Here is an 18,796-nt window from a genome sequence, read left to right on the forward strand (position 1 = left end):
AAAAAGAAAAAAGCTCAATCCACCGCTGCTGCTCTTTTCAAACGATCATTTATTGCTCTTCCCAAGTTTATATTGGGAACGGATTCTGCCCAAATCTGGCTCAAAGATTGTGCATCCAATTCTCTTAAATAAGCAAATAAATTATGTGCAGCTTCTTTCAAATTTCCAGTCGGACTTAAAATTCTTTGATGTTTTTCATCAATTCCGTCTATGTATTTATCAAAAAGAAGATAACCAAAATCATCTTCGTGAATGGGGAAATTATTTCTTTCTGTCAAAAAGAATGGTTTCTTAGGAGCATAATGACTTTTCAACATACCCGGAGCCTGTGGATTTGATGATGAATGAGCCATCAAAGCTACTTCTCCAACCACACTTTCGATATCCTCAATCGCCAGTCCGCCCAATCTGTAAATGGTAGGAACTCCTTCAACAAAACCAATAATGGTTGACTCAATACCAATTCCACATTCACCTCCATCGAGAATATATGGAATTTTTCCACCGAGCTGCTGATCAACGTGCTTCGCATTCGTCGGGCTGATATAACCGAATGGATTTGCACTTGGTGCTGCCAATGGAAAATCAAGCACACGGAGCAATTCAAGCGTTAACGCATGATTGGGAATTCTGACTGCAACAGTATCCAGCCCGGAAGTAACCAGATCCGGAACCGAAGGTTTTTTTGGTAATAGTAATGTCAAAGGTCCGGGCCAGAATTTCTGAGATAATAAATAAGCGGCATCCGGGATTTCAGAAACCAGTCCGGATAGTTTTTCAACAGAATCAGTATGTACAATTAATGGATCAAAAGATGGACGGTTTTTTACTTCAAAAATGGATAAAACTGCCTTTTCGTCCAATGCATTCCCAGCAAGACCGTAAACCGTTTCGGTAGGAATTCCTACCAGCTGCCCCTTTTGTAAAAATTCTTTTGCAAGACGAATGTCTTTCCCGATGATAGCCAAAATGTTATTTCTGTTTTTTAAAATACAAAGGTATCAAAATCGTTTTTATTACATATTTAAGAGGTCCAATTTGATCAAATTCCAGTATTATTATTTTTGGTAATGCAATAATTTAAGAGGATTGGCAAAATCGCTTTTGCTTTAAAGAACCGGACTATCCCGGCTTACTGTCAAACCATTTAGATTCGTTTTAAATTACCTTCAAAATGATTTTTGACGGGGACGGTTATCTTTTCCGTGTTTATATTTATTGATTAAATAGTATTTTCTAAATCAAACCTTGACTATGTTCCAAATTAAAGAACAACCTGCTGTTTTTGATGTCTGCATTATAGGCTCAGGAGCAGGAGGAGGAATGGCCGCTTATCAGCTAGCAAAGGCAGGTGCAAAAGTTGCTCTTCTGGAAGCCGGCGGATATTTTGATCCGGCTGATCCTAAATATATTACACAATTAAAATGGCCTTGGGAATCTCCTCGCCGTGGCGCAAGTACAACCCGCCCGTTTGGTGATTTTGATGCTGCATGGGGAGGCTGGGAACTGGACGGAGAGCCATACACACATAAAAATGGTACAAAATTTGACTGGTTTCGCTCCCGTATGTTGGGTGGCCGTACCAATCACTGGGGACGTATTTCTCTTCGTTTCGGACCAAATGACTTTAAACGCCATAGCATTGACGGACTTGGCGACGACTGGCCGATCGGGTACGATGACGTAAAACCTTACTACGATCAGGTTGATAAATTAATCGGTGTTTTTGGCACGATTGAAAATATACACAACGAACCGGACGGGATTTTCCTTCCCCCTCCTGCTCCGCGTTTGCATGAACTTTTCCTCAAAAAAGCGGGAAAAGCTGCAAATATTCCAGTAATTCCATCCCGTCTTTCGATCTTAACAAAACCGATAAATGACCAGCGTGGAGTATGTTTTTATTGCAGCCAGTGCGGTCGTTCCTGCCAGGCATATGCCGATTTTTCTGCTTCATCGGTTCTCGTAATTCCAGCGATGAAAACGGGAAATGTTACGCTGATAAACAATGCGATGGCGCGCGAAATCCTGACAGATCCTTCAACAGGATTAGCAACGGGCGTTTCTTATGTCGATCGTAATAAACTGACAGAACATACCATTAAAGCAAAAGTTGTTGTTCTTGCAGCGAGTGCCGGAGAATCTGCACGTTTGCTTTTAAATTCGAAATCAGACAGACATGAAGGTGGTTTGGCCAATTCAAGTGGCGTTGTTGGAAAGTATCTTCACGATTCCACAGGAGCTTCAAGAAGTGCATTTCTTCCTCATTTAATGGATCGTAAACGTTACAACGAAGATGGAGTTGGTGGTATGCACGTGTATACACCATGGTGGCTCGATAACAAAAAACTTGATTTCCCAAGAGGTTACCATATCGAATACGGCGGAGGAATGGGTATGCCAAGTTACGGTTTTGGTTCAGGGATTGAAAATATGAACGGAAAATATCCTACTGCCAGCGGAACAACCAAACCTGCAGGAGGTTACGGTGCTTCACTGAAAGAAGACTATCGTCGTTTTTATGGCGCATATGTAGGTATGGCCGGTCGCGGTGAAGCGGTTCCTAACATCAATAATTATTGCGAAATCGACCCTAATGTGGTTGACAAATATGGTATCCCCGTTCTTCGTTTCAACTATAACTGGACGGATTACGAAATTAAGCAGGCAAAACACATGCATGATACATTTGAAGAAATGATCCATGCTTTGGGTGGCGTTGCGATGGGAACAAAACCTGGCGCAGATACCAATTATGGTATTGCAGCTCCGGGCCGTATCATTCACGAAGTGGGAACGGTTCGTATGGGTGATGATAAAAAAACCTCTGCTTTGAACAAATTCTCGCAGGCTCATGATGCGAAAAATGTTTACGTGGTAGATGGTGGCTCCTTTGTTTCGCAGGCTGATAAAAATCCTACGTGGACTATCCTTGCGCTTTCATGGAGAGCTTCTGACCACATTATTGAGCAGATCAAACAAAAGAATTTATAATAACTGTCAGCCTCGGCCGACTCAAATTATATAAAAATGAAACGCAGAGAATCATTAAAAGCATTAACACTTAGCTCTCTTGGTTTTGCCGCCCTCAATCCGCAGGAATCACTCGCGGAAGCAAGAGAAGTTGAGGCTGCTTTACCACCGGAAGTTCCGTTTAAAATACCAGGAGGCCGCCAGAAAGAAGAAGCCATCCGTGATGCACAATTGATGAAAGAGAAATTTTTCACAGTTCCGGAATTGGCAACGATTAAAATTTTAGCAGATATTATTATCCCTGCCGATTCAAAATCAGGAAGTGCTTCTGATGCTGGTGTTCCGGCATTTATCGAATTTATCGTAAAAGATATGCCGCAGCACCAGACTCCAATGAGAGGCGGACTGGCATGGATCGATCTGGAATCAAACAAGCGTTTTAAGAAAGTTTTTACACTTTGTACAAAAGCTCAGCAGATCCAGATCGTGGACGACATTGCATATCCTGAAAAAGCGAAGCCAGTTTTCAGTCAGGGTGTTGCTTTTTTCAATCTTATGCGTAATTTAACAGCCTCAGGTTTTTATACGACCAGAATTGGTGTGGATGACATTGGTTACGTAGGAAATACGCCAAATATGTGGGCCGGACCACCGGAAGAAGTATTAAAACAATACGGATTTGCCTAGAAAGTGGAATTTATAGGAGTAAAAGAAAAAGGTCATCAGCGTACGCCGATGACCTTTTTCTTTTACGAATTATATCAATATTAATACAAGGCGTTCCGCTGTGCTTTTACGGTTTCGTCTTTTAAGAAATCATCATAAGGCATCAATTTGTCCAAAATTCCTTTTGGCCCGATCTCGATGATACGGTTTGCAATCGTATGCACAAACTGGTGATCATGAGAATAGAACAACAGACAGCCAGAGAAATCAATCAACCCATTGTTAAGAGCTGTGATGGATTCCAGGTCAAGGTGGTTGGTTGGGTCATCCATGATCAGTGCATTGGAACCAGAAAGCATCGTACGTGATAACATACAACGAACTTTTTCACCTCCTGAAAGTACCTTTGCCTTTTTAAGCGATTCTTCTCCCGAGAAAAGCATACGACCTAAAAATCCGCGGATAAAACTTTCATCCTTTTCTTCTGAATACTGACGTAACCAATCAACCAAATTTAAATCCACCTCAAAAAACGATGTCGGATCTTTTGTGAAATAAGATTTGGTAATGGTAACTCCCCAGTTGAAAGTTCCTTTATCTGCTTTTGCTTCGTTATTTAAAATATCAAATAAAGCGCTGATCGACAAAGTATTGCGACTGACAAAGGCAATTTTATCACCTTTGTTTACATTGAAACTCATATTGTTAAACAATGAAATTCCATCATCTGTCTTTTTCGATAATCCCTCAACGTTCAGGATCTGATCTCCTACTTCACGTTCTGACTTGAAAGCGATGTATGGATATTTACGTGACGACGGTTTGATATCATCAATCGTCAGTTTTTCAAGTAATTTCTGACGGGAAGTAGCCTGTTTGGATTTCGAAGCATTTGCGCTAAAACGGCGGATAAATTCTTCAAGTTCCTTACGTTTGTCATCCGATTTTTTATTCTGATCCTGACGCTGTTTCATAGCCAACTGGCTCGACTCGTACCAGAAAGAATAGTTACCGGAGAACATTTGTACTTTGCTGAAATCAATATCAACAATATGCGTACAAACTTCATCCAAAAAGTGCCTGTCGTGAGAAACAACAATTACAGTATTTTTGAAATCTGCAAGGAAATTTTCAAGCCACAAAACCATTTCAACATCAAGGTTGTTGGTTGGCTCATCTAGTAAAAGAACATCCGGATTTCCAAAAAGAGCCTGTGCAAGAAGTACGCGAACTTTCAAGTTTACGTTCAAGTCGCCCATCAAAATATTATGAGAATCTTCACCAATGCCTAAACCGCTCAATAATTGTGCAGCTTCGGTTTCAGCTTCCCATCCATTCAAATCTGCAAATTCAGCTTCAAGATCCGCCGCTTTTTCACCATCAGCATCCGTAAAGTCCTCTTTTTCATAGATCGCTTCACGTTCTTTCATGATTTTGTAAAGACGTTCGTGTCCCAAAATCACAGTTTCCATAGCAGTATAGGCATCAAACTCAAACTGATCCTGTTTCAGGAAAGTCATTCGTTCTCCGGGATTCATGCTAACTATACCAGTTTGCTGTTCAATCTCACCAGAAAGAATTTTTAAAAATGTTGATTTACCTGCTCCATTCGCCCCAATAATACCATAACAGTTTCCAGGTACAAACTTTATATTTACTTCATCAAACAACACCCTTTTACCGTACCGCAAGGATACGTTCTGAACCGTAATCATCTTAAAACTGATTTTTTATGAATGAAAGTGCAAAAATACAAAAAATAGAGGGATTTTTAAGCCTCTTTTCAATAGAAATCAAAAGGTTTACCCTGGTTTCTTTAAACATAACAAACAGAAGAGGCCGATAAAAAACCGGCCTCTTCTGTTTGAAAGATCTAATTGAACAATATCAAGGAATCACACGAAGTGTGTGGGCTCCTTTTCCAACACTGATTTTAGCAATCTGTTTTTTCAAAGCCGGTGCATCGCCTTTTGTAACCGTCCAGAATTCTACCCCGCCAGTTCCGTTGCCATATTCCTGATATTCATAAACAGAAACAGCAAGGTTTGATCCGTCCTTGTCAAAAGCCACACTTGCAGGATAAATTCCTTCAAACGGATAGTCAACAACTTTGGTGAGCGCACCGTTTGCTACTTTGAAAAGAGAAAGAGAACTTCCTGTGGCAGAACCCGCTTCTGTCCAAGGCAATCCACTTTTGCCTGCGCTTACTGTTACAATTGAGGCCCCATCCGGACTGATTGCAAAAGAACCTGTGTTCACGCCAACCGGTGCTTTTCCGGCAATTTTATGTTCGGCTGCACCGTCCATTGAGAAATCAACTACAAATAATTCACCTTCGCCCGTTCCTTTTCCGGCAGGAGCTTTGGAATCCAAAACAAAATAATGTTTTCCATCCGGTGAGAATTTACCAAAAGTTGCCTCTGTTCCCACTTTGATTGGCTTACCTACCAATTCCACATTTTTCAATTTCCCTGCTTCCCGGAGCACCTTGTACAAACCAACTTCATGACTTTTCAATGTAAAAGCGATAAAGTCACCTGATGGGTGCCATGAAATATCAATGATTTTGTTTGTTGAATCCTGACCAAAAGGTAAATTCAAAAATCTGGCCGGTTTTCCATCAGGGGCTGATTCAATGAATACCAATTCTTTGCCTGACTGCATGGTTGAAATGATCAGTTCATTTTTGTTAATGTCAATTGATGTAGGATATTTTCCAACCGCGAAACCAAATTTGGCTTTTGGCGCTGCAAGATTGGCGATATCAACGACGAATAACTTTTCTCCGCCTGGCAATTCGGCTGCTGCATCCTTATATTCTGCAACACCATCATCCGGGCGCAAACGATTTTCAAGAACATAGGCCAATCCTCCGCTAGCCGGAACGGCTATCGTTTTGGCTGATCCCAACAATGAATTTGATACCAGTGCCGTACCTACGGACTTGCTTCCTCTCTCTACCGGAAATTTAATTGATGTTAAAACGTCTTTTGCTGTGTTGTCTCTTAATAGCTTCCCATCAACAAGCGCCGAGGCCGACATATCCGCATCAGAAACAACCACAAGGCCACGGGCGTTAAAATTAACAGGCGATTGAGCAGCGGCAGAAAGAATCCCCAAAGCTGCAAAACCGGCAAATAATACGACTTTTTTCATAGAAAAAGAAAAGTTAAGATAAATTGAATTTTAAGAATAAACAGAATTCAGCTAAGTATAAAATAAACGTTACTGTAACTCAAAACAGGCTTAAAACGTTTTTTTATAAGATTGCAATATATAACATAAAACATTTAATCAGCAAGATTTACTCTTGTTTGACGTCCCATTTTCAACGAATTATTAGTTAGCGTATTCACCTGGCAGATTAATTCAAATTATTCTAAAATATACACCACAAATAGTCATATAGCAGAAAGCCCCGATAGTAAAACTATCAGGGCAAAAAATCATAGTAAAAGCTGCTTACGCTGCTACCGCCAATGAATTAACTAATTTAGCTAATTTTGATTTTTGGTTAGACGCTTTTTTCTTATGGATAATGTTTTTCTTTGCCAAACGATCCAACATAGAAGAAACTGTTTTGAAAACATCTACTGCAACAGTTTTATCAGTCGTTTCTCTCAATTTCTTGATATAAGAACGAGTGGTTTTGTGTTGGTAGCGGTTACGCAAACGCTTCGTTTCGTTGGCACGAATTCTTTTTAATGCTGATTTATGATTTGCCATTTTATAATAATGATATTTTTCAATTCTTGGAATCGGTCTGCAAAAGTAAGTATACCATCTTTAATTTACAAGTATTATTGTGATTATATTAGATAAATAATGACTAATTAGTAGTCTGACAGCTAATAAAAATGGTATAATGACCTGTTTTTCAAACTTATTTAAAATTACAGAGATATAATTTTATTTCACCAAACCCTGCACATCCGACGATAAATATTCAGCAAGACGATTTTCCAACTCAGCCAAAGGAATATTTCCCAATAACTCTCCTTCTACTGCAAGTGATATTTTGCCGGTTTGCTCTGAAATCACAATAACTACTGCGTCAGTTGCTTCGCTCATTCCCATAGCTGCTCTGTGACGAAATCCAAGAGACGACGGCACATCCACGCCGTCAGCAACGGGCAATACGCAGCGAGCAGCTTTCAACCTGCCATCGACGATGACTACTGCACCATCATGCAATTCACTATACTGATTAAAAAGTGAAACAATTAATGGTTTTGATACGCGTGCATCCAGTAATTCACCTGTTTCAATAAATTTGCCAAGATCATCCCGCTTGTTTACGACGATCAGCGCACCGTTAAAATTGGAAGCAATGGTTTTGCTGGCGTCGACAATTTCTTTAAGATTTTTATTTTTCAGGTCCAGTACGGTACTTCCCAGTATTTTCTTTAAAAACTCATTATTCGTATAAATCGTAGATTTCCCTATAATTAATAGAAAACGGCGTATTTCCTGTTGGAAAATAACAATAAGTGCCACCGCACCCACGCCCATGAAATATTGTAAAATCGCTGTAAGTAAACCCAATCCCAGGCCTTTAACGACCAGGTAAAATACGTATACAAACAAATAACCTAAAAATACCCTGCTCGCTATACTGCCCCGGACGAGAAAATAAATCTGATAAAGAAGTATCGATACCAAAAAGACATCCAGAATATCAGTCCAGTTTACATTTAAAAAACCAACACGCATAAGAAACTCAATATTATTTCGGGACTAAATTACTATTTTTTCGTTCACGCCACTAGTAGCCATCCATAGTTTTACGGCTTCAACCGCAGGTTGTACATCATGAACCCTTATAATGGAGGCTCCCTGCTGAAGAGAAATTGTATTTAAAACAGTTGTTCCCGTCAAAGCCTCTTTCGCCGATACATTCAAAGTATTGTATATCATCCCTTTCCTTGAAATTCCAACCAGAAGCGGACAACCAAGCTTATGAAATTCAGTAAGATTTTTCATAAGCTCAAAATTTTGTGCAGTAGTTTTGGCAAAACCAAATCCCGGATCTATAATGATATCAGAAACGCCCTTCTGACGTAAATTAATCAGTTTTTCTCCCAATTCCTTTAAAATCCTTGGTATCAGGAAATCATAATCGGTCAGCTTACTCATCGTTTGCGGCGTTCCTCTCATATGCATCAATATATAAGGAACACCCAATTCGGCAACGGTATCAAACATATTATCATCCAGAATTCCTCCGGCCACATCATTAATAATATGCGCACCGCTTAATACCGATTGCCTTGCCACTTCTGAACGAAAGGTATCAATAGAAATTATAAGGTCAGGAAAATTCTTATTAAGCGCTTCAATAACCGGCAAAACTCTTTCTGCTTCCTCACTCACACTTATTTCCCTTGCGCCCGGACGTGTAGAATATCCACCTATATCTATGAAAGTTGCCCCGTCATTTTGCATACCTTCAGCCCGATCCATAACCTCATCCAAAGAAGCCATGCGGCTATCTGAATAAAAGGAATCAGGTGTAATATTTAAAATTCCCATCACACGCGGCACCGAAAGATCCAGCAACTGCCCCTTAATTTTGATCGTTTTTTTACTAACTTGCGCCATATAATAGCTGATATTGGAGATTATAATACGTGTTTCTCTAAATTACGGGCTAACAAAAAGCTCATCATTTTTAAACACAGATACTAATTTACAAAAAGCATTCTTAACGGACCGTTTTCAGTTATCATACATTTTTGACAATTCATTAAGCCAAAACTTATTAAGTACGCGTGAAATCGACCGAAGCGGAATATCAGGAAATCATTCAGTATTGCCAAGATCTTTTTACAAAAAAAAACAAAGATTACGGAACTTCATGGCGTATCCTGCGCATTCCTTCTATTACAGATCAGATATTTATTAAAGCACAAAGAATCCGTACCATTCAGGAAAAAGGGATGCAGAAAGTAAATGATGACATTTCCGGAGAGTTTATCGGTATCATCAATTACTGCGTAATGGCCCTGATCCAGATTGAGATCGGTAACGATAAAAGTGAAATCGGTGCGGATGCCCTGACAGAATTATATAACAAACAGGTAGCAGCTGTAAAAGAATTGTTGTTTAACAAAAACCACGATTACGGCGAGGCCTGGAGAGATATGCGGGTAAGCTCCATGACCGATATCATTTTAATGAAACTGCTTCGTATCAAACAAATAGAAGATAACGAAGGATTTACGCTCGTTTCGGAAGGCGTTAAATCAGGCTATCAGGATATGATAAATTACTCCGTGTTTTGCCTTATCAAGTCAAATGCGCTGCAAACAAATTAATCAAAATTAAGAATTACGGTTGCCTAACAAGTACTTAAAATGAAAATTCTTGCCCATATTTCCAAGATCATCGTAGGATTGCTGTTTATTTTTTCAGGTTTGATAAAATTGAATGATCCGGTTGGGACACAGTACAAGCTTGAAGAATATTTTGAGGTTTTTGCTACCGATTTTTCTCATTTCCAGCATTTCTTTGAAGCACTGATTCCCTTTGCGCTTTACTTTTCCGTGTTTCTTTGCGCGGCAGAAGTCGTTCTGGGAATTGCTCTTTTGGTAAGTTATAAGCCAAAAACAATTTCCTGGCTGCTGTTACTTATCATCATCTTCTTTACATTCCTGACATTTTATTCAGCCTACTTTAATAAGGTTACTGATTGCGGCTGTTTCGGCGCGGCTATCAAACTGACGCCCTGGACGTCTTTTGGAAAGGACATTTTCCTTTTGGTTTTAATTCTTATTATCCTGTATAAAAGAAAAATATTCAAATCGCAGCCAACCGGTTTCATCGTGGCGCTTTCAACGATGGCGTCTCTGGGAGTTGCTGTTTATTCAATCCGTCACTTACCGATAATCGATTTGCTTGCTTACCGTGTGGGCGCCAGCATTCCGGCCCAGATGAAACCATCAGAGCCATTGCGATATAAATATATTTTCACAAAAGGTGGAAAGGATCAGGAATTTGAACAATATCCGACAGACACGACATTAGTCTTTAAAGATATGATCGTTTTGAATGAAGATGCCAAACCGAAAATCACAGATTACCGTGTATGGAATGATGAAGGAGATTTTACCGAACAGACTTTCAAGGGTAAAAAGCTTTTTCTGATCATTAAAAACCTGACAGATATCAACACTGCTGCTTTCCCTGATATTCAAAAACTTGTCACAGATGTCAAGAAAAAGGGAGTTGAGCCAATCGTACTTACATCTGCAAGCAGTGCTGAAATAACCCAATTTCTAACTTCACATCAATTGTCAATACCATTTTATTATGTTGATGCGACGGTACTGAAAACAATTTCCCGCTCTAACCCCGGATTATGGCTTTTGAAGGATGGAATTGTAAAAGGAAAATGGCATTATAACGATACACCGACAGAAGAAGAAGTTTTGGAAGATCTGGCAAAATAATTAGCAAAGTCGTGTTTCCTTTCCAATCAGATATTAGGTACGGCTTAATTATTAGGCTGATTTCTCTTAAAATTATACATGAAAAATATATTTCTAATCGGCCTCCCATCCTCGGGAAAGTCTACTTTGGGAAAAAAACTGGCACGCCTGCTCGACTATCGTTTTGTTGACATGGACAAGCTGATTGAAAAAGATCAGGAAATGACTGTTCACGAAATTTTTACGCAGAAGGGTGAAGACTATTTCCGTGAGGTGGAAAGCCGGATATTAAAAAATACAATCGAAAACCGAAGCGTAGTAATTGCAACTGGTGGCGGTGCACCTTGTTTTTTTGATAATATGGATTTTATCAAAAAGTCGGGTATCAGTGTTTTCCTGGATGTACATCATGTTGAACTTGCCAAACGTATTCAAAATCATGGAAAAGATGATCGTCCGTTATTATCCGGCGCGACGTCTCTGGAAATTGAACTTGAAAAAAAATATCAACAGCGTCTGCCCTATTATTCCCGCGCTGATTTCACTTTGAGCGGAGATAGTGACGTTTCCAAGTTAGCGGCTATTGTGCAGCCATTACTATAACAAACGAGCCGAAAATCATGATGATTTTCGGCTCGTTTGTTATAGTAAAATCTTATCAGAAGAAAGTACCGACTGTCAAAACTACATTTGTTGTGTGGTTATTGATTTTAGCAGAAGCGTAATCCTGAGCGTTAGTTAACACATAAGGTGTGTAAACCGATTTAAACGCATTATATGTTCCGGAAATATCTGCAAAGAACCGATCCGTACGAACTCCCACACCTGCCGAATATAATAATTTGGCTCTGTTAATTCCGTCAGACTGAATTTTGTAGGGATCAGATAAATAGGCAAATCCTAATCTTCCTCTAAATATCCCAGACCTGTATTCACCACCCAGACGTGCATTGATACCTGCCTTATACGTTTCCTGAATTTCCTGTTTATAACTTTCTTTGAAAGACTGATTATCCGCATCGGACAAATATTTCGTTCTTACACGCATTCCCCCGTAACCAACATATTCCAATGATCCCGTAATAAAACCTTTCTGATTAATGAAAACAGTTGCTCCTAATGAACCACGTAATGGACTGCTCATAGAATACTCAAAATCATTAGGAGCCTGAGAAATATCTAAAAGACTTGGACCTACATCTACTCCCTTATCGTCACGGATTGAACCTACTATATAATCGGCTTGTGTACTTTGATTGAAGGTTTCTCTTAATTTGGTAAAAGTTGGAGATGTCAAAGATCCGCCTAATTGAAATGTAGGAGTTAATTTATAAATAACACCAAAAGTCGCATTAACACCATTTCCGGAAACAGTTAAATCTTCACTTTGTCGCGCTCCCCTAAAAACAGTTCCCGTTGTATAGGTCTCGGTTAAAGTATGGATATAATCATATTTAATTCTGTTGAAACCAATAGATCCTCCGACATACAACTTGTCATCGAAATTACCTGCATAAGTAAAATTCCACTGAGTCTGCGCTCCTTTTGAATCAAACTCTCCAAGCTGCTGTGTGGGACTATTGGCGTCATACCGGTTATAAGGCGCTCCGGTTGCGGTTGTTGGGTTGATCAAAAATAATTGATAATAAGCTGCTGCCTCTGAGTAAGCAAGTTTCGTATCCGAATCAAAATCACCGTCTAGTGTAGCCGACGTAGGTTTTGTACTGTTCACATTTTCAAGAACCTTGTTAACATATGCACTTCTGTTGTTCAATCCCGAATAACTGAACCTGTTTTGAAACGATTGCTGACGAGAATATGAGATACCCAAAGATGAGCTTTTCCATCTCCTTTGGTAACCTGGCTTGTTAGTGATGACCAGGGACGCATTGGAAATCGGAAAAAACTTAGTTTTACCATCTGTTGTCGTATTTCCAATATATTCTGATTTTGTACTATAATTTGTTAGCGAAGGACTAATACTAAATTCAGACCTTGTATAAAATCCTAATCCTGCCGGATTTCCGCTAATTGAACTTGCATCTCCTCCAAGAGCAGCGTGGTTTCCGCCAAGTCCCTGAAAACGAGCAGTTCCGGTTTGGTTAATTTCAGAATAACGAAAGGCGTCAGAAGCGTATTGGGCAAACGTTGGAATGGACAGCGTTAAACTGCAAAAAAGTCCAATCCATTTTACTGATTTTGTCATGGCTGGTGTAAAGTTTTTAATAATTGAACATACTGGTTACTAAACGAAGACCCCGCAAAATTATGACATTTTGCAGGGTCAATTTATAATTTAATCTATAAAAATCATTCCTGATTATCAGCGTGGACCTCTTGAACCACCACCTCCGCCGCCTCTTGAACCGCCACCACCACCACCTCCTCCGCTTGGAGCACTGTAACTAGGGGCGCTGTAAGATCTTGCTGGGGCACTGTAATTATTACTGTTGCTTCTTGATGGAGCACTGTAATTATCATAACTTCTTGTAGGAGCCTGATAAGATTCAGTACGTGCCGGAGCAGAGTAATTAGACTGGCTTCTTTGCAAGTTGTAAGAGTCAGAAGAACTTCTTGTTCCGGATGAAGAAGAGCGAGGCGTGTAAGAATTCAAATTACCGTCCGAAGTGTAATTACTTCCTGAAGAAGTTCTTGGGCGCGAGTAATAAGTATTTCCGTCACTTGCCGTATTTCCTGATCTTGAATAACCGCTGCTGCTTCTGGCATTTGCATTTCCGGTTGTACCGTCAACGCCTGTTCTGCTACTGCCTGAATTACCACGGCTGTTTGCTCTCGGAGAAGAATAATATGAATCTCCTGAAGATGAATTCCCGGATGATCTCAAATTACGTCCGGATGAATTATCAACAGAACGTGGTGAGTTTACAAAACTTGAATTGTAACGTTCGCTGCTTCTTGGGCTTCCACCTGATTCGCGTGCGCCATAAGTTCTTGCAAATCCTCTTCTATCATTAACATTGTTTACCACAATTACAGGACTGTTGTAAGCCCAAGGACTGTAATAACCTCCGTATCCGCCATAACCACCACCGTAGCCATATCCGCCGTACCCACCATACATACTTCCGTAAAATGGATCATATCCATAAGCACTGTAACCATATGGATTATAACCATACATACCACTTCCGTATCCGTAAGGTGAAAAACCATAGGAAGAATAACCCATGCCAAAACCGGAAAAAGGATTCATGCCAAACATGCTTCCAAATCCTATGCTCAAACCAAGTCCGCCCATGCCCATTCCACCCATGTAACTACCTGGATAATACGAACCAAAACCATTGTTCATCCCATAACCCGTATTATAGGGATTGGAAAAACGTGTAGCCTGATTATATCCATCGGTAAATCCGGCGTTATACCCTACGTCACTTGATACGTTGCGCTGAATACCACGTGCCGAAATATATGAATCATCATAATAATCCCCGTTTCCCGCAACGTCCTGATCCTGTGTGTCCACATAATCAGGATTGCTTGAACGAGTCATATTTTGAGCTGAACGACTATTTTTAGTAACAACTCCCGTATTTGGATTCCCTCCGTAAAGGTCATCATATCCTCCTCCTGAACGCGAAGCATATTGATTACTGGTACATGCACCAGCTCCCAACAGCAGCATCAAAGAAAGATATTTTATATTATTCATGCTCCTCATGGCTTTAGTTGTTTATAATGTTGTCTCTAATATACATAAAATTTTTGTACCAGACTGTGAATAAAACATCATTAGTATGACATTAATTCCAAAGTTAACATAAAAAACTATCTTTGCAACTTCATTAAAAAGCGAAGTGACAAACCGTCATACTCCTTTCCATTACATAATATTTTCGTAGAATGAGTAAAGCCTTACCAACCCGCAGTGAAAATTACTCCGAATGGTACAATGAACTAGTAAAAAGAGCCGATTTGGCTGAAACTTCCGCTGTCAGAGGCTGTATGGTAATCAAACCTTACGGCTATTCTATCTGGGAGAAAATGCAGCGTGCATTGGATGACATGTTTAAAGAAACAGGCCATCAGAATGCTTATTTCCCCTTATTTATCCCAAAATCATATCTGAGCAAGGAAGCTTCCCACGTTGAAGGTTTCGCAAAAGAGTGTGCGGTTGTGACGCATTATAGATTAAAAGCAGACCCCAATGGCAATGGTGTGATTGTGGACCCGGATGCCAAACTGGAAGAAGAACTTATCGTTCGTCCAACCTCCGAAACCGTCATTTGGAGTACCTATAAAAACTGGATCCAGTCGTATCGAGACCTTCCTTTGCTGATCAATCAATGGGCAAATGTGGTGCGTTGGGAAATGCGTACCCGGTTATTTTTAAGAACTACTGAATTTCTATGGCAGGAAGGCCACACGGCGCATTCCACCTCAACAGAAGCAGTAGCAGAAACAAAACAAATGCTTGAAATTTACGCTCAGTTTGCTGAGGAATGGATGGCATTGCCGGTTGTAAAAGGTGTTAAAACGGCGAATGAACGATTTGCCGGCGCGGTGGATACTTATTGTATTGAAGCCTTAATGCAGGACGGGAAAGCTTTGCAGGCTGGAACTTCTCATTTTCTTGGACAGAACTTCGCTACGGCTTTTGACGTTAAATTTCAGGATAAAGAAGGCAAACTGGAATACGTCTGGGGAACTTCATGGGGCGTAAGTACGCGTTTGATGGGTGCGCTTATCATGGCACATTCGGACGACGCCGGGTTGGTATTACCTCCTAAGCTTGCCCCTATTCAGGTTGTAATTGTTCCGATTTATAAAAATGAAGAACAATTGACATTGATCTCCGAAAAAGTTGCGGCGATCACAAAAGATCTTCGTAAAAAAGGAATAAGCGTTAAGTTTGATAACAACGATGCTTATAAACCCGGCTATAAATTTGCTGAATATGAGTTGAAAGGTGTTCCGGTACGTTTGGCAATGGGTGCCCGTGATTTAGAAAACAATACGGTTGAAGTAGCACGTCGTGATACTAAAACGAAAGAGACTGTTTCTCTTGATGGAATCGCTGATTTCATTGGCACGTTATTAGACAACATTCAGGTATCAATCTATAATAAGGCTCTGGCTTTCCGTGAAGAAAACACGGTGAAGGTTGATACTTTTGAAGCGTTTAATAAAGTACTTGATACCAAAGGCGGCTTCATTCTGGCGCATTGGGATGGAACTTCTGAAACGGAAGAAAAAATTAAAGAGGAAACTAAAGCAACGATTCGTTGTGTTCCTTTGGATTCTGTGGAAGAAGCAGGAATTTGTATTTATTCAGGCAAACCTTCAAGCAGAAGAGTTGTATTTGCAAGAGCATATTAATACAAGGTCATCATTTAATGACCAGCATGTTAAACTTATTTTTTTACCAATAGATTCTAACAAAATGAAACAAGCACAAGCAGGTGATACTGTCCAGGTACACTACACAGGCACTCTTCCGGATGGCCAACTGTTTGATTCCTCGGCAGGACGTGAGCCGTTGTCTTTTCAACTGGGAAGCGGACAAGTAATCAAAGGCTTTGATGACGGTGTTACCGGCATGGCAGTTGGAGATAAAAAAACGGTACATATTCCAAATGAAGAGGCCTATGGCCCAATCAACGAAGACATGATCGTCAACTTTGAACGCAACCAGATACCGTCTGACATTCCTTTGGAAGTAGGAATAACTTTGAATATGCATCAGGACGGAAACGGCCAGGTGATTCCGGTTATCGTGAAAGAAGTTACAGAAGAATTTGTAATTCTTGATGCCAACCATCCATTGGCTGGTCAGGATCTGATTTTTGAATTGGAACTTGTAGGTATCGAATAAAGTAAATTTTTATAAAAAAAACCGGCTTAAATCATGATGATCTAAGCCGGTTTTTTAATGTTGAACAATAAAATTATTCAACCCATTTAAGACTAAACATTTCAGGTTTTCCTTTTTGCAACTTTAATAAAACTTGCTTATCGGCCAGATCATTCAGCAAACGTTCCGCTCTCTTTTCAGAGATATTAATTATTCGGGAAAACACTTTTGCGGTAACCGAATCATATTCTTTCAAATACTGGATTAGCGATCTTACATGCCTGGATTCAAGCAGCGTTTTAGTGTCAAAATCACTTTGCCCTTCTATAAACAATCTCAACGTTGGTACGCTTTTGTCTTTGACACGAATATAAATCATCCGCTGACCTTTTTCATTGATTGCATAATGCGGTCTTTCCTGACTTTCATCAATTTCCACACGCAGCAAAATCCTGTTATCGAGTTTTTCAGATTTAAACCGGATTGATAAGGCTTTGTCTACCAATTCGGTACAAGCTCTTTCGAGTTTTTCGAGTTCACCCAGTTCTGAGGTTATTCCAAGGACTTCTCTATTATCACCCACACCAATCAACAAAACCCCACCCGAAGTATTTGCAAAAGATGCCAGCGTTTTAGCAATTTTATATGGATTGTCGATAGTCCGTTTGAACTCTACTGTCAATCCCTCACCCTGTTTGATTATTTGTATTGTGCTTTTAATCATCATTTAAATTAAACCGTATTTTTTACCAGGCAACGATTTCACCATTCCCTGAAATTCAAGATTCAATAACAAGGTGGCCAATTTATTCAAATGTAAACCACTTTGCCACGACAATTCATCCAGCTGCATATTTCCCTGTCGTTTCAAAAGAGATAAAATCTGACCTTCATCCTGCGTGAATCCATCAAAGATAAATGTTGATTCATTCGGGACTTCTTTATCTTGAACATCTAAAATCCTCTCTTTGTTCTCCAAATTCCATCCAATCGAATCCGCCATGTCCTGAACGGAAATAAATATGCAGGCTTTATTATCTCTGACCAACTGATTACAACCTTCTGACTGTGGATTAAAAATATTTCCCGGCACCGCAAAAACTTCCCGGTGATAATTTTGAGCGAAATCTACGGTAATCAAACTGCCGCCTTTTTTTGCCGATTCCACAACAATAGTAACATCACTTAATCCGGCAATGATACGATTTCTTGCTGGAAAGCGCATAAAATCAGGTTTAGTAGCCAGTGCATTTTCTGTGACCAATCCCCCCTTTTCCAACATTTCTGCCGCTGTTTTTTGATGTACAGCCGGATAAATCACATTCAATCCGCTCGCCATCACACCGACCGTCGCCAGATCATTTTTAAGACAGGCCCTGTGTGCCGTAATATCCACTCCATAAGCAAGACCGCTGATAACAAGTGGATTATACGGAATGAGATCTTTGATAATATTTTCGGTAACACTTTTTCCATATTCCGTCACTTGTCTTGTTCCGACAATACCAACAGTCCGGTAACTGTTATAATCAAAATTTCCTTTGGAATAAAGTACAACTGGCGCGTCATAAAGCGATTTCAGGCGATTGGGGTATGTGCTGTCTGAGAAAAAATGAAGCCGTGCACCGCTTTTTATACAGTTTTGCCACTCCTTTTCAGCTTCTGCCAGGCCGTCTTTTTTGAGAATAGAACGGGCTGCTTTCTCTCCAATCCCGGGTATTTTAATGAGTTTTTTGTAGTCGGAGCTGAAAACTTTTTCTGCACTTCCACAATAACTTATAAGTTGGCGAATGGTTACTGAGCCGATTCCAGGCGTGTTAACCAAAGCAAGCGTACAAAGTTTTTCACTTTCGGGGTTTTCTGACATAAAGTTTATAGTGTGTTATGAGTATGCAAATTAAAAAAATATGCT

17 protein-coding genes are annotated in these 18,796 nt (G+C 39.9%); 7 read left to right on the forward strand and 10 right to left on the reverse strand.

The features are described 5' to 3' along the window. Window positions 1-14: 14 nt before the first annotated feature. Entirely contained in the window at window positions 15-968 is a 954-nt protein-coding gene (locus tag FDK13_RS20745) for an L-threonylcarbamoyladenylate synthase (RefSeq protein WP_137341933.1), read from the reverse strand. A 286-nt stretch (window positions 969-1,254) separates the two neighbouring features. On the opposite strand from FDK13_RS20745, the gene FDK13_RS20750 reads away from it, so the two are divergent. After that, a complete protein-coding gene (locus tag FDK13_RS20750; protein WP_137341934.1) occupies window positions 1,255-2,994 on the forward strand; it encodes a GMC family oxidoreductase in 1,740 nt (579 codons plus the stop codon). A gap of 36 nt (window positions 2,995-3,030) precedes the next feature. After that, window positions 3,031-3,660, forward strand: coding sequence for a gluconate 2-dehydrogenase subunit 3 family protein (locus tag FDK13_RS20755; RefSeq protein WP_137341935.1), 630 nt, complete (start codon window positions 3,031-3,033; stop codon window positions 3,658-3,660). 80 nt (window positions 3,661-3,740) lie between these two features. On the opposite strand, the gene FDK13_RS20760 is transcribed toward FDK13_RS20755, so the two are convergent. The 5 genes from FDK13_RS20760 to folP all read right to left on the reverse strand — a co-directional run bounded on the left by FDK13_RS20760 (window position 3,741) and on the right by folP (window position 9,240). Continuing rightward, complete coding sequence (locus FDK13_RS20760; protein ID WP_137341936.1) at window positions 3,741-5,354, reverse strand: ABC-F family ATP-binding cassette domain-containing protein; 1,614 nt, start codon at window positions 5,352-5,354, stop codon at window positions 3,741-3,743. Between the two features lie 172 nt (window positions 5,355-5,526). Further along, entirely contained in the window at window positions 5,527-6,795 is a 1,269-nt protein-coding gene (locus tag FDK13_RS20765; RefSeq protein WP_137341937.1) for a lactonase family protein, read from the reverse strand. Between the two features lie 306 nt (window positions 6,796-7,101). Continuing rightward, complete coding sequence (gene rpsT, locus FDK13_RS20770) at window positions 7,102-7,365, reverse strand: 30S ribosomal protein S20 (protein ID WP_137341938.1); 264 nt, start codon at window positions 7,363-7,365, stop codon at window positions 7,102-7,104. Between the two features lie 183 nt (window positions 7,366-7,548). Further along, window positions 7,549-8,352 (reverse strand): diadenylate cyclase CdaA, encoded by an 804-nt coding sequence (gene cdaA, locus FDK13_RS20775; RefSeq protein ID WP_137341939.1) that lies wholly within the window; start codon window positions 8,350-8,352, stop codon window positions 7,549-7,551. Between the two features lie 24 nt (window positions 8,353-8,376). Next, complete coding sequence (folP, locus tag FDK13_RS20780; protein ID WP_137341940.1) at window positions 8,377-9,240, reverse strand: dihydropteroate synthase; 864 nt, start codon at window positions 9,238-9,240, stop codon at window positions 8,377-8,379. Window positions 9,241-9,410: 170 nt separating this feature from the next. Here folP and FDK13_RS20785 point away from each other — a divergent pair, with 170 nt between their 5' ends. From FDK13_RS20785 to FDK13_RS20795, 3 genes are all read left to right on the forward strand, one after another. Continuing rightward, on the forward strand, window positions 9,411-9,956 hold the full coding sequence (locus FDK13_RS20785; protein ID WP_137341941.1) for a DUF1599 domain-containing protein: 546 nt from the start codon (window positions 9,411-9,413) through the stop codon (window positions 9,954-9,956). 39 nt (window positions 9,957-9,995) lie between these two features. Continuing rightward, entirely contained in the window at window positions 9,996-11,090 is a 1,095-nt protein-coding gene (locus FDK13_RS20790) for a BT_3928 family protein (protein WP_137341942.1), read from the forward strand. 78 nt (window positions 11,091-11,168) lie between these two features. Next, on the forward strand, window positions 11,169-11,672 hold the full coding sequence (locus FDK13_RS20795) for a shikimate kinase (RefSeq protein WP_137341943.1): 504 nt from the start codon (window positions 11,169-11,171) through the stop codon (window positions 11,670-11,672). A gap of 55 nt (window positions 11,673-11,727) precedes the next feature. Here FDK13_RS20795 and FDK13_RS20800 read toward each other — a convergent pair whose 3' ends face one another. Together FDK13_RS20800 and FDK13_RS20805 are read right to left on the reverse strand one after the other, a co-directional pair. Next, a complete protein-coding gene (locus FDK13_RS20800) occupies window positions 11,728-13,275 on the reverse strand; it encodes an OmpP1/FadL family transporter (protein ID WP_137341944.1) in 1,548 nt (515 codons plus the stop codon). Between the two features lie 117 nt (window positions 13,276-13,392). Beyond that, window positions 13,393-14,742, reverse strand: a complete 1,350-nt coding sequence (locus FDK13_RS20805) for a hypothetical protein (protein ID WP_137341945.1) — start codon at window positions 14,740-14,742, stop codon at window positions 13,393-13,395. A gap of 191 nt (window positions 14,743-14,933) precedes the next feature. Here FDK13_RS20805 and proS point away from each other — a divergent pair, with 191 nt between their 5' ends. After that, window positions 14,934-16,409 carry a proline--tRNA ligase gene (proS, locus tag FDK13_RS20810; protein WP_137341946.1) on the forward strand — a complete coding sequence of 492 codons (1,476 nt, stop codon included), beginning with the start codon at window positions 14,934-14,936 and terminating at the stop codon, window positions 16,407-16,409. Between the two features lie 64 nt (window positions 16,410-16,473). Then, complete coding sequence (locus FDK13_RS20815; protein ID WP_137341947.1) at window positions 16,474-16,905, forward strand: FKBP-type peptidyl-prolyl cis-trans isomerase; 432 nt, start codon at window positions 16,474-16,476, stop codon at window positions 16,903-16,905. A 73-nt stretch (window positions 16,906-16,978) separates the two neighbouring features. On the opposite strand, the gene FDK13_RS20820 is transcribed toward FDK13_RS20815, so the two are convergent. Together FDK13_RS20820 and dprA are read right to left on the reverse strand one after the other, a co-directional pair. After that, window positions 16,979-17,611, reverse strand: coding sequence for an AlbA family DNA-binding domain-containing protein (locus tag FDK13_RS20820; protein ID WP_229216143.1), 633 nt, complete (start codon window positions 17,609-17,611; stop codon window positions 16,979-16,981). Continuing rightward, window positions 17,612-18,751: a DNA-processing protein DprA gene (gene dprA, locus FDK13_RS20825; RefSeq protein ID WP_137341948.1), complete on the reverse strand. Its 1,140-nt coding sequence runs from the start codon at window positions 18,749-18,751 to the stop codon at window positions 17,612-17,614. It lies immediately after the preceding gene. Between the last annotated feature and the right edge of the window lie 45 nt (window positions 18,752-18,796).

The sequence above is a fragment of the Dyadobacter frigoris genome (genome assembly GCF_005280585.1).
Taxonomy (GTDB): Bacteria; Bacteroidota; Bacteroidia; order Cytophagales; family Spirosomataceae; genus Dyadobacter; species Dyadobacter frigoris.